The 14,584-nt window shown below is 65.7% G+C and carries 13 protein-coding genes; 10 read left to right on the forward strand and 3 right to left on the reverse strand.

The features are described 5' to 3' along the window. Positions 1-43: 43 nt before the first annotated feature. The 5 genes from carA to CY658_RS26550 all read left to right on the forward strand — a co-directional run bounded on the left by carA (position 44) and on the right by CY658_RS26550 (position 6,332). Complete coding sequence (gene carA / locus CY658_RS26530) at positions 44-1,237, forward strand: glutamine-hydrolyzing carbamoyl-phosphate synthase small subunit (protein WP_101493026.1); 1,194 nt, start codon at positions 44-46, stop codon at positions 1,235-1,237. Then, complete coding sequence (gene carB / locus CY658_RS26535) at positions 1,230-4,478, forward strand: carbamoyl-phosphate synthase large subunit (protein WP_101493027.1); 3,249 nt, start codon at positions 1,230-1,232, stop codon at positions 4,476-4,478. Before carA ends, carB begins: the two co-directional genes overlap by 8 nt. Before the next feature lie 15 nt (positions 4,479-4,493). Continuing rightward, entirely contained in the window at positions 4,494-5,363 is an 870-nt protein-coding gene (locus tag CY658_RS26540) for a Kdo hydroxylase family protein (RefSeq protein WP_101493028.1), read from the forward strand. Positions 5,364-5,427: 64 nt separating this feature from the next. Beyond that, entirely contained in the window at positions 5,428-5,904 is a 477-nt protein-coding gene (greA, locus tag CY658_RS26545) for a transcription elongation factor GreA (protein WP_101493029.1), read from the forward strand. Positions 5,905-5,909: 5 nt separating this feature from the next. After that, positions 5,910-6,332, forward strand: a complete 423-nt coding sequence (locus tag CY658_RS26550) for a DUF4149 domain-containing protein (RefSeq protein ID WP_101493030.1) — start codon at positions 5,910-5,912, stop codon at positions 6,330-6,332. A 49-nt stretch (positions 6,333-6,381) separates the two neighbouring features. On the opposite strand, the gene CY658_RS26555 is transcribed toward CY658_RS26550, so the two are convergent. Both CY658_RS26555 and CY658_RS26560 read right to left on the reverse strand, forming a co-directional pair. Then, a complete protein-coding gene (locus CY658_RS26555; RefSeq protein ID WP_070060536.1) occupies positions 6,382-7,140 on the reverse strand; it encodes a glycosyltransferase in 759 nt (252 codons plus the stop codon). Between the two features lie 2 nt (positions 7,141-7,142). Beyond that, positions 7,143-7,622, reverse strand: a complete 480-nt coding sequence (locus tag CY658_RS26560; protein WP_099796820.1) for a YhbY family RNA-binding protein — start codon at positions 7,620-7,622, stop codon at positions 7,143-7,145. A gap of 33 nt (positions 7,623-7,655) precedes the next feature. Between CY658_RS26560 and CY658_RS26565 the strand changes: the two genes are divergently transcribed. From CY658_RS26565 to CY658_RS26585, 5 genes are all read left to right on the forward strand, one after another. Continuing rightward, a complete protein-coding gene (locus tag CY658_RS26565; RefSeq protein ID WP_101493031.1) occupies positions 7,656-8,324 on the forward strand; it encodes an RlmE family RNA methyltransferase in 669 nt (222 codons plus the stop codon). A 166-nt stretch (positions 8,325-8,490) separates the two neighbouring features. Continuing rightward, entirely contained in the window at positions 8,491-10,407 is a 1,917-nt protein-coding gene (gene ftsH, locus CY658_RS26570; protein ID WP_101493032.1) for an ATP-dependent zinc metalloprotease FtsH, read from the forward strand. A 60-nt stretch (positions 10,408-10,467) separates the two neighbouring features. Continuing rightward, a complete protein-coding gene (gene folP, locus CY658_RS26575; RefSeq protein ID WP_101493033.1) occupies positions 10,468-11,349 on the forward strand; it encodes a dihydropteroate synthase in 882 nt (293 codons plus the stop codon). 6 nt (positions 11,350-11,355) lie between these two features. Then, the gene (gene glmM / locus CY658_RS26580; protein ID WP_101493034.1) at positions 11,356-12,693 is read left to right on the forward strand and encodes a phosphoglucosamine mutase; all 1,338 of its coding nucleotides are present in this window, start codon (positions 11,356-11,358) and stop codon (positions 12,691-12,693) included. Next, positions 12,690-13,184, forward strand: a complete 495-nt coding sequence (locus CY658_RS26585) for a GNAT family N-acetyltransferase (protein WP_101493035.1) — start codon at positions 12,690-12,692, stop codon at positions 13,182-13,184. The genes glmM and CY658_RS26585 overlap by 4 nt, the downstream gene beginning before the upstream one ends. 95 nt (positions 13,185-13,279) lie before the next feature. On the opposite strand, the gene CY658_RS26590 is transcribed toward CY658_RS26585, so the two are convergent. Beyond that, the gene (locus tag CY658_RS26590; RefSeq protein ID WP_101493036.1) at positions 13,280-14,557 is read right to left on the reverse strand and encodes an acyl-CoA dehydrogenase family protein; all 1,278 of its coding nucleotides are present in this window, start codon (positions 14,555-14,557) and stop codon (positions 13,280-13,282) included. Between the last annotated feature and the right edge of the window lie 27 nt (positions 14,558-14,584).

Genomic DNA, 14,584 nt, shown 5'->3' on the forward strand with positions numbered 1-14,584 from the left:
CGCGCCTGGGGCTCCGGGCGACCGTAACCATCCGGAGAACCCAGTGCTTTTGTCTCTCAAGGGAAGTTTCCCGCCCGCCATCCTGGCGCTCGCAGACGGCACGGTCTTTCTCGGCAACTCGATCGGAGCCGCCGGCTCCACGACCGGTGAAGTGGTGTTCAACACCTCGATGACCGGTTACCAGGAAATCCTCACCGACCCGAGCTACTGCCAGCAGATCGTCACCCTGACGTATCCGCACATTGGCAACTACGGCGTCAACGGCGAGGACATCGAAGCCGACAAGATCCATGCCGCAGGCCTGATCATCAAGGACCTACCCCTCGTCGCGTCCAACTTCCGCAAGACCGCCACGCTGACCGAGTACCTCGTGTCCGGCCACACGGTGGCCATCGCGAACATCGACACCCGCAAGCTCACGCGCCATCTGCGCACCCACGGCGCGCAGAACGGCTGCATCCTGGGTCTGGCCGCGGGCGAAGCCGTGACGCAGGCGCTCATCGACAAGGCCATCGCCGCCGCCAAGGCTGTGCCGAGCATGTCGGGCCTCGACCTGGCCAAGGTGGTCTCGGTCACGCAGACCTACGAATGGACCGAAACCGAGTGGAAGCTCGGCGCGGGCTACGGCGTGCAGATCACGCCCAAGTTCCACGTCGTCGCCTTCGATTACGGCGTCAAGAAGAACATCCTGCGCATGATCGCGCAGCGTGGCGCGCGCATCACGGTGGTGCCGGCGCAGACGCCTGCGGCCGACGTGCTCAAGCTCAAACCCGATGGCATCTTCCTGGCCAACGGCCCCGGCGACCCGGAGCCTTGCGACTACGCCATCAGCGCCGTCAAGGAACTGATCGAGACCGGTATCCCCACCTTCGGCATTTGCCTGGGCCACCAGATCATGGCGCTCGCTTCGGGCGCCAAGACCTTCAAGATGAAGTTCGGCCACCACGGCGCGAACCATCCGGTGAAAGACCTCGACAACGGCCGCGTGAGCATCACCAGCCAGAACCACGGCTTCGCAGTCGACGAGAAGTCGCTGCCGGCCAACCTGCGTCCCACCCACATCAGCCTGTTCGACAACACGCTGCAGGGCCTGGCACGCACCGACAAGCCCGCGTTCTGCTTCCAGGGCCACCCGGAAGCCTCGCCGGGCCCGCATGACATCGGCTATTTGTTCGATCGCTTCACGGCACTCATGGAAAAGAACAAGACGGAAAAGACGGAGAAAGAGAATGCCTAAGCGCACAGACCTCAAATCGATCCTCATCATCGGCGCCGGCCCGATCATCATCGGCCAGGCCTGCGAGTTCGACTACTCCGGCGTGCAGGCCTGCAAGGCCCTGCGCGAAGAGGGCTACAAGGTCATCCTGATCAACAGCAACCCCGCGACGATCATGACCGACCCGGCCACAGCCGACGTCACCTACATCGAGCCGATCACTTGGCAGACGGTCGAGAAGATCATCGCCAAGGAACGTCCTGACGCGATCCTGCCGACCATGGGCGGCCAGACCGCGCTGAACTGCGCACTCGACCTCTGGCGCAACGGCGTGCTCGACAAGTACACGGGCGCGGCCACCAACAAGCCGGTCGAACTCATCGGCGCCACGCCTGAAGCCATCGACAAGGCCGAAGACCGCCTGAAGTTCAAGGACGCGATGACCAAGATCGGTCTCGGTTCGGCGCGCTCGGGCATTGCTCACACGATGGACGAAGCGTGGGCCGTGCAGAAGACGCTCGGCTTCCCGACCGTGATCCGCCCCAGCTTCACGCTCGGCGGCACCGGCGGCGGCATCGCCTACAACCCGGACGAATTCGAGACCATCTGCAAGCGCGGCATCGAAGCCTCGCCCACCAACGAGCTGCTGATCGAAGAATCGCTGCTCGGCTGGAAAGAGTACGAGATGGAAGTCGTGCGCGACAAGGCCGACAACTGCATCATCGTCTGCTCGATCGAAAACCTCGACCCGATGGGCGTGCACACCGGCGACTCGATCACTGTGGCACCGGCGCAGACGTTGAGCGACAAGGAATACCAGATCCTGCGTAACGCCTCGCTGGCCGTGCTGCGCGAGATCGGCGTCGATACCGGCGGCTCGAACGTCCAGTTCTCCATCAACCCGAAGGACGGCCGCATGGTCGTCATCGAGATGAACCCGCGCGTGTCGCGTTCGTCGGCACTGGCCTCCAAGGCCACGGGTTTCCCGATCGCCAAGGTCGCGGCCAAGCTGGCCGTGGGCTACACGCTCGACGAGCTGCGCAACGAAATCACCGGTGGTGCGACGCCTGCGTCGTTCGAACCGTCGATCGACTACGTGGTCACCAAGATCCCGCGTTTCGCTTTCGAGAAATTCCCGCAGGCCGACTCGCGTCTCACCACGCAGATGAAGTCGGTGGGCGAGGTGATGGCCATGGGCCGCACCTTCCAGGAGTCGTTCCAAAAGGCCTTGCGCGGCCTCGAAGTGGGCGTCGACGGCCTGAACGAGAAGACGCAGGACCGCGAAGTGCTCGAGAAGGAACTGGGCGAGCCCGGTCCCGAGCGCATCTGGTACGTGGGCGATGCCTTCGCCATGGGCCTGAGCGTGGACGAAGTGTTCGCGCTGACCAAGATCGATCCGTGGTTCCTGGTGCAGATCGAAGAGATCGTGAAGATCGAGCTCGAGCTGGAAACCAAGTCGCTCGACGACATCGACAAGGACACGCTGCTCGCGCTCAAGAAGAAGGGCTTCTCCGACCGTCGCCTCGCCAAGCAACTGAAGACCACCGACACGGCCGTGCGCGAAAAGCGCCGCGCCCTGGGCGTGCGCCCGGTCTACAAGCGCGTGGACACCTGCGCGGCCGAGTTCGCGACCAACACCGCCTACATGTACTCGACCTATGAGGACGAGTGCGAGGCCGAGCCGACCGACAAGAAGAAGATCATGGTGCTCGGCGGCGGTCCCAACCGCATCGGCCAGGGCATCGAGTTCGACTACTGCTGCGTGCACGCCGCGCTCGCCATGCGCGAGGACGGCTACGAGACCATCATGGTCAACTGCAACCCCGAGACCGTGTCGACCGACTACGACACCTCCGACCGCCTGTACTTCGAGCCGCTCACGCTCGAAGACGTGCTCGAAATCGTCGACAAGGAAAAGCCGCTCGGCGTGATCGTGCAGTACGGCGGCCAGACGCCGTTGAAGCTCGCGCTCGACCTCGAAGCCAACGGCGTGCCGATCATCGGCACCTCGCCCGACATGATCGACGCAGCCGAAGACCGTGAGCGCTTCCAGAAGCTGCTGCACGAGCTGGGCCTGCGCCAGCCGCCGAACGCCACCGCGCGCACCGAGCCCGAAGCGCTCGAAAAGGCTGCGGCCCTGGGCTATCCGCTGGTGGTGCGCCCGAGCTACGTGCTTGGCGGTCGTGCGATGGAAATCGTGCACGAGCAGCGCGACCTCGAGCGCTACATGCGTGAAGCGGTCAAGGTGAGCAACGACTCGCCGGTGCTGCTCGACCGCTTCCTGAACGACGCCGTGGAATGCGACGTCGACTGCATCCGCGACGCCGAAGGCGGCACGCTGATCGGTGGCGTGATGGAGCACATCGAACAGGCCGGCGTGCACTCGGGCGACTCCGCCTGCTCGCTCCCGCCTTACAGCCTGAACGCCGACACCATCGCCGAACTGAAGCGCCAGAGCGCCGCGATGGCCAAGGCGCTGAACGTGGTCGGCCTGATGAACGTGCAGTTCGCGATCCAGCAGAAGGATGGCAAGGACGTTATCTACGTGCTCGAAGTGAACCCGCGTGCGTCGCGCACCGTGCCTTACGTGAGCAAGGCCACGGGCATCCAGCTCGCCAAGGTGGCGGCACGCTGCATGGCCGGCCAGTCGCTCGCGTCGCAAGGCGTGACCAAGGAAGTGACGCCGCCGTACTTCAGCGTGAAGGAAGCCGTGTTCCCGTTCGTCAAGTTCCCGGGCGTGGACACCATCCTCGGCCCCGAGATGAAGTCGACCGGTGAAGTGATGGGCGTGGGCAAGACCTTCGGCGAAGCCTTCGTGAAGTCGCAGCTGGGCGCGGGCACGTTGCTGCCGAAGTCGGGCAAGGCCTTCATCTCGGTGAAGAACAACGACAAGGCACGTGCCGTCGAGGTGGCACGTGGCCTGGCCAAGCTGGGCTTCGAACTGGTCGCCACCAAGGGCACCGCCGCGGCCATCAGCGCCGCCGGCATTGCCTGCGTGACGGTCAACAAGGTGACTGAAGGCCGTCCGCACATCGTGGACATGATCAAGAACAACGAGATTGCCTTGGTCATCAACACGGTGGAAGAGCGCCGCAACGCGATCACCGACTCGCGCCAGATCCGCACCTCGGCACTGCTGGCGCGCGTGACCACCTTCACCACGATCTTCGGCGCCGAAGCCGCGGTCGAAGGCATGGGCTTCATGGACGAGCTGGGCGTGATCTCGGTGCAGGAGATGCACGCGCAGCTGGCCGCTGCCTGACCGGGCACCGCCATCATGGAAACGCAGCTGGTCGAACTGGGCCTGACGGACTGGAGCGCGGCCACGCCCAACGAGGCGTGGATCGCGGAGCTGGAAGCCGGCAAGGTGCTGTACTTCCCGCGGCTGGGCTTCGAGCTGCGGCCTGAAGAGCGCAGCCTGCTGACGCCCAGCCTGCTGTCGCCCGACGTGCGCAACATCAGCCTCGATGCCCACGGCAAGCTCAAGGGCGCTGTGGGCGACGAGGCGGTGCAGCGCGCCACGGCGGCGATGGTGAAGCGTTTTCGTACGCAGGCGCAGCAGCTCATTCACGGGCTGCTGCCGCACTACACGTCGGCCTTGCGCCTCGCGCCGACCAGCTACCGGCCGGCCCAGGTCGAGACGCGCGTGCAGTCGTGGCGCGCCGACGACCGGCGCCTGCACGTCGATGCGTTTCCGTCGCGGCCCAACTACGGCGAACGCATCCTGCGCGTGTTCACCAACGTCAACCCCGACGGCGCGCCGCGCGTGTGGCGCGTGGGCGAGCCTTTCGAGGACATCGCCAAGCGTTTCCTGCCGCGGGCCAAGCCCTATGCGCGCTGGCAGGCCAAGCTGCTGCAGGCGCTGCACGTCACCAAGTCGTTCCGCAGCGAGTACGACCACCTGATGCTGCAGCTGCACGACGGCATGAAGTCGGACATGGCGTACCAGGAAAACTCGCCGCAGGAGAAGGCCGAGTTCCCGCCGGGTTCGGTGTGGGTGTGCTTCTCGGACCAGACCTCGCACGCCGTGATGGCGGGCCAGTACATGCTCGAGCAGACCCTTCATCTGGCCGCATCGAAGCAATACAATCCAGATTCGAGCCCGCTCGCCATCCTGAGCCGGCTGACCGGACGCAATCTCGTCTGATCTGTCCCCCCAATCGACCGCCGAACGGCATCGTTCGGCGGTTTCGCTTTATGGAGAACCAAACATGGCCACCATTCCCATCACCAAGCGCGGCGCTGAAAAGCTGCGCGCCGAACTGCACCAGCTCAAGACGGTCGACCGTCCCTGGGTCATCAACGCCATTTCCGAAGCGCGCGCCCAGGGCGACCTGAGCGAAAACGCCGAATACGAAGTCGCCAAGGACCGCCAGGGCTTCATCGAAGGCCGCATCCAGGAAGTCGAGGGCAAGCTCTCGGCCGCGCAGATCATCGACCCGAGCGAGCTCGATGCCGGCGGCAAGGTGGTGTTCGGCTCGACCGTCGATCTCGAGGAAGAAGAGTCGGGCGAAGCCGTCAAGTACCAGATCGTCGGCGAAGACGAAGCTGACCTGAAGCTCGGCCTCATCAACATTTCCAGCCCGATCGCGCGCGCGCTCATCGGCAAGGAAGAGGGCGATACGGCCGAAGTGCAGGCGCCGGGCGGCCTCAAGCGCTACGAGATCGTGGCGGTCCGCTACCTCTGAATCGGATGAAAGACCGCGTCGCGCTGATGCTGGCGGCCCTCTGGTGGGGCAGCCTCACCACGATCGGCTTTCTGGTCGTGCCGATGCTGTTCGCGAAGCTCGGCAATCCGGCGGTGGCGGGCAATTTCGCCGCCCAGCTGTTCGAGGCGCAAAGCTGGATTGCCATCGGCTGCGGGCTGATCCTGCTGATCCATTTCCGCCAGAAGGCCGACGAGGGCATGACCGGGCCCGCGCTGACGGCCATCTTCCTGGTGCTGGGGGCGTTGCTCCTGGCGCTGCTGCAGCAGTACGCCGTGGCGCCGCGCATCGTGGCGCGCGACAACCTCAAGCTGTGGCATGCCGTGGGCACCGGCATGTACTTTGTTCAGTGGGTGTGCGTTGGCACGCTGCTGTGGCGCATGGGCGCCGCCGCCCGGGCGCCACGCTGAACCGGGGCGGCAGCAGCGACAGGTGATGTCGCCGCGGCCTCCGGCTCAATTACTCTTTCCAGTGCTTGGCGACCCAGCTCGCCGGCCGGATGTAGCGGAAGGCGCGGTTGCGCCGTCCCGCCAGCGCATCGGGCGGGTTGCACTCGCCGTGGAACACCATCACACGGGCGCCTTCGGGCACGAAGGGCTCTTCCCAGTAGTTGGTCGGCCAGGTCGGGATGCCGTGGTACTTGAAGCTCGGGCACCAGGCCGCCGGCCAGTAGGCAAGCTTGCCCTGCTTGTGCAGCACGTCCGACAGGTAGGCCTGCTCGTTGCGGTATTCGGCCTGGACCTTGTCCATGTTGGCGCGAAAGTACGCCAGCACGTCGGCATGGGCGCCCAACTCGAAGCGGTAGACCGATGAATTGCCCGTGATCCGCTCGCGCCGCCAGGGGCGGGCGTAGTCGTGAATGATCAGGAACTCGCCGGGCTGCTCGAAGAAGGCGTCCAGGCTGCCGACGATCACCACGTCGACGTCCAGGAAGAGGGCGGTGCCGCGCAGGCCGTGCAGGTCCTGCTCGAAGGTGGTGAGCTTCTTCCAGGCGCCGTCGCGCTGGCCCGGGGCCAGTTGGAGGTTGAGCGGCGGAATGGGCAGGCACGTCACTTCGGGGCGGATGCCGTTGCCGTCGTCGGTCAGGCAGACGAACTTGAAGTCGCCGCTGAGGTGGCGGCGCACCATGGCGTAGAGCCGGTTGACGTACTCGGGGCCGTACTTGGTGCCCCACTTCATGCAGAGGATATGGCGCTGGGCGCCTTGGGCTGCCACCAAGCTCAGTCCGCCTGGTTGCGCTTCTTGGCCGACAGCGGACGCTTGGCCTTGGCGCGCTTGATGGTGCCGCCAGGGGTGAGCCGCTGGTTGCCGAGCACGCGCAGGGTCTTGATTTCAGGGCGTTGGCCGCCGCGCTTGCTGTACTTGACGATCTTCACGTCGCGCGGGCCGGGCATGCGGTCTTCGTCGACCACACGCTCTTTTTCGGGCTTCGGACGCCACAGCACGAGCAGCTTGCCGATGTGCTGGATCGGGGCGGCGTCGAGTTCGTCGGCGAGCTCTTGCAGCATGGCGTCGCGGGCGAGGCGGTCGTCGGAGAAGACGCGCACCTTGATCAGGCCGTGGGCCTTCAGGGCCGCGTCGGCCTCTTTTTTTACGGCAGGGGTGAGCCCGTCTCCACCGACCATGACGATCGGATCCAGGTGGTGAGCTTCGGCGCGGTGCACCTTGCGCTCGGCAGGGGTAAGTTGAATGGCGGGCATCCCCGTATTATCGACGCGTACACGAACACCCTCATGAGCACCAAAGCCAAAAGCAAAAAAGTCAACAAGGCGTGGCTTCACGACCACATCAACGACCCCTACGTGAAGCTCGCGACCAGAGAGGGCTACCGTGCCCGCGCGGCTTACAAGCTCAAGGAAATCGACGAGTCGCTCGGGCTGGTCAAGCCCGGCCAGCTCGTGGTCGACCTCGGCTCGACCCCGGGGGCCTGGAGCCAGTACCTGCGGCGGCGCATGTCGCCGGGCGGGGCGGCGGCCGGCGACCTCAACGGCACCATCGTTTCGCTCGACCTGCTGCCGATGGAGCCCATCGAAGGCGTGACCTTCCTGCAGGGCGACTTCCGCGAAGACGCAATGCTGGAGCAGCTCCTGGCGGTACTGGCCGGCCGCAAGGCCGACCTGGTGGTGTCCGACATGGCACCCAACCTGTCGGGCATCCATTCGGCCGACGCCGCCCGGGTGGCGCACCTGATCGAGCTGGCCATCGACTTCGCCCAGAACCACATGAAGCCCGAAGGGGCGCTTGTGGCCAAGGTATTCCACGGCAGCGGCTACGACGACCTGGTCAAGATGTTCAAGGCCAATTTCCGCGTCGTGAAGCCGCTCAAGCCCAAGGCGTCGCGCGATAAATCGGCAGAGACCTTCCTCATCGGCAGGGGATTGAAGGCGCTCGATACGCATTGATACCTTGCCGCAGAGTGCCCTCCAGGGGCGCAAACCCTTGTCAGCCTATGGCTGCTATAGGGAAATGTCCGCTTTTCGCAGCTTGAAAAGCCTAAAATGGGGCGCAATTGCGTACCCTCAGCGCGTATTTCATATTCCCGTCACGCGCTTTCGACTGGAGCTTCGTTTGAACAATCAGTGGTTTTCCAAAGTTGCCGTATGGCTCGTCATTGCCATGGTGTTGTTCACTGTGTTCAAGCAGTTCGACACCCGCAGTGGCGTCGGCTCGGGAACGGTGAGCTATTCCGAGTTTTTGGACCAGGTCCGCAACAACCAGATCAAGACCGCCATCATTCCTGAAGGCGCCGGCGGCGGCGAGATCGTCGCTGTCACCAACGACGATCGCAAGATCCGCACGACCGCCACGGTGCTCGACCGCGGCCTCGTGGGCGACCTGATCGACCACAACGTCAAGTTCGACGTCAAGCCGCGCGAAGAAGGCTCGCTCCTCATGACCCTGCTGGTCAGCTGGGGCCCGATGCTGCTGCTGATCGGCGTCTGGATCTACTTCATGCGCCAGATGCAGGGCGGCGGCAAGGGCGGGGCGTTCAGCTTCGGCAAGAGCAAGGCCCGCATGATGGACGAGAACAACAACACGGTCACTTTCGCCGACGTCGCAGGCTGCGACGAGGCCAAGGAAGAAGTCCGTGAAGTCGTCGACTTCCTCAAAGACCCGCAACGCTTCCAGAAACTCGGCGGTCGCATTCCGCGCGGCCTGCTGCTGGTCGGCCCTCCGGGTACCGGCAAGACGCTGCTCGCCAAGTCGATCGCCGGCGAGGCCAAGGTGCCGTTCTTCTCGATCTCGGGTTCCGACTTCGTTGAAATGTTCGTCGGCGTGGGTGCGGCCCGCGTGCGCGACATGTTCGAGAACGCCAAGAAGAACGCGCCCTGCATCATCTTCATCGACGAAATCGATGCGGTGGGTCGTCAGCGCGGCGCCGGCCTCGGTGGCGGCAACGACGAGCGCGAGCAAACCCTCAACCAGATGCTGGTCGAGATGGACGGCTTCGAAACCAACCTCGGCGTGATCGTCGTGGCTGCCACGAACCGTCCCGACATCCTTGACGCCGCACTGCTGCGCCCGGGCCGTTTCGACCGTCAGGTGTACGTCACGCTGCCCGACATCCGCGGCCGCGAACAGATCCTCGGCGTGCACATGCGCAAGGTCCCGCTGGGCCAGGACGTGAACCCGAGCGTCATCGCCCGCGGCACGCCCGGCATGTCCGGCGCCGACCTGGCCAACCTGTGCAACGAAGCCGCCCTGATGGCCGCCCGCCGCAATGCGCGCGTCGTCGAAATGCAGGACTTCGAGAAGGCCAAGGACAAGATCTTCATGGGCCCCGAGCGCAAGAGCATGGTCATGCCCGAGGAAGAGCGCCGCAACACGGCCTACCACGAGTCCGGCCACGCCCTCATCGGCAAGCTGCTGCCCAAGTGCGACCCGGTCCACAAGGTCACGATCATTCCGCGTGGCCGCGCCCTGGGCGTGACCATGAGCCTGCCAGCGCAAGACCGCTACAGCTACGACCGCGAGTACATGCTGAACCAGATCAGCATGCTGTTCGGTGGCCGTATCGCTGAAGAAGTGTTCATGCACCAGATGACCACCGGCGCCAGCAACGACTTCGAGCGTGCGACTTCCATCGCCCGCGACATGGTCACGCGCTACGGCATGACCGACGCGCTGGGCCCGATGGTCTACGCCGAGAACGAAGGCGAAGTGTTCCTGGGTCGTTCGGTCACCAAGACCACGAACATGAGTGAACAGACCATGGAAAAGGTCGACGGCGAAGTGCGCCGCATCATCGACGAGCAGTACGCCCTGGCGCGCGGCCTCATCGAAGCGAACAGCGACAAGATGCACGCGATGGCGAAGGCGCTGCTCGAGTGGGAAACCATCGACAGCGAACAGCTCGACGACATCATGGCCGGCCGTGCGCCGCGTCCGCCCAAGGACTGGACGCCGCGCATCCCGCCTTCGGGCAGTGGTGGCAGTGGTGGCACGCCGGCCGTCAATACCGACCCGGCGCCGACCGCCGCTTGAGGTGGGCTTGATAGCAAGCAACAACGGGGCCTCTGGCCCCGTTTTCCATGGGAGCGCCGCATGAACAAGACGGCAACCTCGGTCTGGCAGACCTCGCGTTTTCGCATCGACCTCGCGCAGCCGCACGTGATGGGCATCGTCAACGTCACGCCCGATTCCTTTTCCGACGGCGGCGCGCACGCGTCCACCGAAACCGCGCTCCGGCACTGCGAGCAGCTGCTGAAGGAGGGCGCCGACATTCTCGACATCGGCGGCGAATCAACCCGCCCCGGCAGCCCCGCCGTGCCGCTCGACGCCGAACTGGCGCGCGTACTGCCCGTGGTGCGCGAGGCGGTGAAGCTGAACGTGCCGCTGTCCATCGACACCTACAAGCCCGAGGTGATGCGCGCGGTGCTCGACCTGGGCGCGGATATCGTCAACGACATCTGGGCGCTGCGCCAGCCGGGCGCGCGCGAGGCCGTGGCGGCGCACCCGAGCTGCGGCATCTGCCTCATGCACATGCACCGTGACCCGCAGACCATGCAGGCGCTGCCGATGCAGGGCGACGTCATTCCCGAGGTGCTGGCTTTCTGGCGCGAACAACTCGCAGCGTTGAAGGGGCTGGGCATCGACCCCGCGCGCATCACGCTCGATCCGGGCGTCGGTTTCGGCAAGAGCGTCGCGCAGAACTTCGCGCTCCTCGGGCGCCAGCAGGAATTGTTGGCGGCCGGTTACCCCTTGTTGCTAGGTTGGTCCCGCAAGTCCTCCATCGGGGCGGTTACGGGCATCGACAATGCGTCCGGGCGTACCGTGCCCAGCGTGGCAGCCGCCGTGCTGGCCGTGGACCGGGGCGCAGCCGTCGTGCGGGTGCACGACGTGCGCGACACCGTCGCCGCCCTCGCCGTATGGCGTGCCATGCGCGCAGAAGCACCGCAGCAGCAACGAACTTCACAAGAGCAATAACAGCAAATGACCCGTAAATATTTCGGCACCGACGGCATCCGCGGCACGGTCGGCCAATCGCCCATCACTCCCGACTTCGTGCTGCGCCTCGCACACGCCGTCGGCCGCGTGCTCAAGAAAACCCAGGCCCGTCCCACGGTGCTGATCGGCAAGGACACCCGCATCTCGGGCTACATGCTCGAGTCGGCGCTCGAGTCGGGCTTCAACTCCGCCGGTGTCGACGTGGTGCTGCTCGGCCCGCTACCCACGCCGGGCGTGGCGTACCTCACGCGTGCCCAGCGCGCCAGCCTGGGCGTGGTGATCAGCGCCAGCCACAACGCCTTTCCCGACAACGGCATCAAGTTCTTCAGCGCGCAGGGCACCAAGCTCGACGACGCCTGGGAGCTGGCCGTCGAGGCCGCACTCGAAGAGGCGCCGGTGTGGGCTGCTTCCGCCGACCTCGGCAAGGCACGCCGCCTGAACGACGCGGACGGCCGCTACATCGAGTTCTGCAAGAGCACCTTCGCCAACGACCTGTCGCTGCGCGGCATGAAGCTGGTGGTCGATGCGGCCCACGGTGCGGCCTACCAGGTGGCGCCGAACGTGTTCCACGAACTGGGCGCGGACGTCACCAGCATCGGCTGTGCACCCGACGGGCTCAACATCAACAAGGGCTTCGGTGCCACGCATCCCGAGGCACTGGTCGCCACCGTGACGGCGCAGAAGGCCGACTACGGCATCGCCCTGGACGGCGACGCCGATCGGCTGCAGCTGGTCGATGCCAGCGGCCGCCTGTTCAATGGCGACGAGCTGCTGTACCTGATGGTGGCCGAGCGCATCGCGCGCGGCGAGAAGCCGGCGGGCGTGGTCGGCACGCTGATGACCAACAAGGCCGTCGAGATGGCCCTGCGCGCACAGGACATCGAGTTCGTGCGCGCCAAGGTCGGCGACCGCTACGTGCTCGAAGAGCTCGACAAGCGCGGCTGGCTGCTCGGCGGCGAAGGCTCCGGCCACCTGCTGGCACTCGACCGCCACACCACGGGCGACGGCATCGTGAGCGCATTGCAGGTGCTGCAGGCCTGCGTGCGCAGCGGCAAGACGGTCGCGCAGCTGCTCGAAGGCGTCACGCTGTTCCCGCAGACGCTCATCAACGTGCGCCTCGCGCCCGATCAGGACTGGAAGAGCAACGCAGCGCTCGCCAGCGAAACCAAGCGCATCGAAGCCGAACTGGGCGACGCAGGCCGCGTGCTCATCCGTGCGAGCGGCACCGAGCCGCTGGTGCGCGTGATGGTGGAGGCGCGCGACGCCAAGCAGTCACAGTCGTGCGCCGAGCGCCTTGCGGCCACGCTCAAGCCCGCCGCATGACGACGACGGGTCGCATCGAAACTCGCCTGGCCGACTACCGCGATCCGCTGGAAGCGGCGGCCGTGGTCGAGCTGCTCGACAGCTACGCACGCGATCCTGCCGGCGGTGGCACGCCGTTGCCGGCGTCGGTGCGCGAAGGCCTGCCTGCCGCGCCGGCAGCGCGTCCGCAGGCGTTCAGCGTGCTGGCCTTCGACGGCGACACGCCCGTGGGTCTGATCAACTGCATCGAAGGTTTTTCGACCTTCGCCTGCCAGCCGCTGGTGAATGTGCACGACGTGGTCGTGCGCGCCAGCCACCGCGGCCAGCGTGTGGCGCAGCAGATGTTCGCGCAGGTCGAGCAGGAAGCCCGTCGGCGCGGCGCCTGCAAGCTCACGCTCGAGGTGCTGTCGGGCAATGCGCCTGCGCTGCGCAGCTACGAGCGCGAGGGCTTCGTCAGCTACCAGCTCGATCCGGAATTCGGCCACGCCGTCTTCCTGCAGAAGAAGCTCTGACGCCAAAGAAAATGCCGCCGACGCGCAAGGCGTGGGCGGCATGACCGAAGCAGAAAGAGAAGGGCGCGGCGATCGCGCCCTTTCTTTTTTCCGGATCAGAAGCGCGTGACAGGCGCGTCGGCGGTGGCGCCCGACTTGTCGGCGGCGTACTTGCCCAGCTCCCACTTGGCGATCGCGTTGCGGTGCACTTCGTCCGGACCGTCGGCAAAGCGCAGCGTGCGCGCCTGCGCGTAGGCCGAGGCCAGCGGGAAGTCGTCGCACATGCCGCCGCCGCCGTGGACCTGCATGGCCCAGTCGATGACCTGGCAGGCCATGGTGGGCGCCACCACCTTGATCATGGCGATCTCGGTGCGTGCGACCTTGTTGCCGGCCACGTCCATCAGCCAGGCGGCCTTCAGCGTGAGCAGGCGGGCCATGTCGATCTTGCAGCGTGCTTCGGCGATGCGTTCCTGCGTGACGGTCTGCGAGGCGACGGTCTTGCCGAAGGCCACGCGCGACGAGGCGCGCTTGCACATCAGCTCGAGCGCGCGCTCGGCCAGGCCGATCAGGCGCATGCAGTGGTGGATGCGTCCGGGGCCAAGGCGACCCTGGGCGATCTCGAAGCCGCGGCCTTCGCCCAGCAGGATGTTGCCGACGGGCACGCGCACGTTCTCGAAGTGCATCTCGACGTGGCCGTGCGGTGCGTCGTCGTAGCCCATCACGTTCAGCGGGCGCACGATGCGGATGCCCTTGGTGTCGGCCGGCACGATGACCATGCTCTGCTGCGAGTGCTTGGGCGCTTCGGGATCGGTCTTGCCCATGGTGACGAACACGGCGCAGCGCGGGTCGGCGGCACCGGAGATCCACCACTTGTGGCCGTTGATGACGTACTCGTCGCCCTGGCGCTCGATGCGGGTGGCGATGTTGGTGGCATCGCTGGAGGCGACGTCGGGTTCGGTCATGGCGAAGGCCGAGCGGATCTGGCCTTCGAGCAGCGGCTTGAGCCAGCGCGCCTTGATCTCTTCGGAGCCATAGCGGGCGATGGTTTCCATGTTGCCGGTGTCCGGCGCGGAGCAGTTGAAGGCTTCCGATGCCCATGGCACCCGGCCCATGATCTCGGCCAGCGGGGCGTATTCCTGGTTGGTCAGGCCCGCACCCTCATAGCCCGAGGCCGAGGCGCTGTCGACCGGCAGGAACAGGTTCCACAGGCCCTGGGCCTTGGCCTTGGCCTTGAGCTTCTCGACGGTCTGCAGGGCGGTCCAGCGCTTGCCGGCGACCGTGTTGGCGGCCAGTTCGGCGCTGTACTCGGCTTCGGCCGGGTAGATGTGGTCTTCCATGAAGGCGAGAACGCGCTTCTGAAGCTCCTTGGTTTTGGCCGAATATTCGAAATCCATGCTGTCTCCTGGTGGGGTTAAGGGGGA

This window comes from Variovorax sp. RO1, assembly GCF_002849325.1.
Classification (GTDB): domain Bacteria; phylum Pseudomonadota; class Gammaproteobacteria; order Burkholderiales; family Burkholderiaceae_C; genus Variovorax.

Excerpts from the sequence above, each read along its gene's own strand:
- CY658_RS26540 (WP_101493028.1), top strand. The coding sequence starts at position 4,494 with ATGGAAACGCAGCTGGTCGAACTGGGCCTGACGGACTGGAGCGCGGCC.
- CY658_RS26585 (WP_101493035.1), top strand. The coding sequence starts at position 12,690 with ATGACGACGACGGGTCGCATCGAAACTCGCCTGGCCGACTACCGCGAT.
- CY658_RS26565 (WP_101493031.1), top strand. The coding sequence starts at position 7,656 with ATGAGCACCAAAGCCAAAAGCAAAAAAGTCAACAAGGCGTGGCTTCAC.
- CY658_RS26550 (WP_101493030.1), top strand. The coding sequence starts at position 5,910 with ATGAAAGACCGCGTCGCGCTGATGCTGGCGGCCCTCTGGTGGGGCAGC.
- greA (WP_101493029.1), top strand. The coding sequence starts at position 5,428 with ATGGCCACCATTCCCATCACCAAGCGCGGCGCTGAAAAGCTGCGCGCC.
- CY658_RS26590 (WP_101493036.1), bottom strand. The coding sequence starts at position 14,557 with ATGGATTTCGAATATTCGGCCAAAACCAAGGAGCTTCAGAAGCGCGTT.
- glmM (WP_101493034.1), top strand. The coding sequence starts at position 11,356 with ATGACCCGTAAATATTTCGGCACCGACGGCATCCGCGGCACGGTCGGC.
- folP (WP_101493033.1), top strand. The coding sequence starts at position 10,468 with ATGAACAAGACGGCAACCTCGGTCTGGCAGACCTCGCGTTTTCGCATC.
- carB (WP_101493027.1), top strand. The coding sequence starts at position 1,230 with ATGCCTAAGCGCACAGACCTCAAATCGATCCTCATCATCGGCGCCGGC.
- CY658_RS26560 (WP_099796820.1), bottom strand. The coding sequence starts at position 7,622 with ATGCCCGCCATTCAACTTACCCCTGCCGAGCGCAAGGTGCACCGCGCC.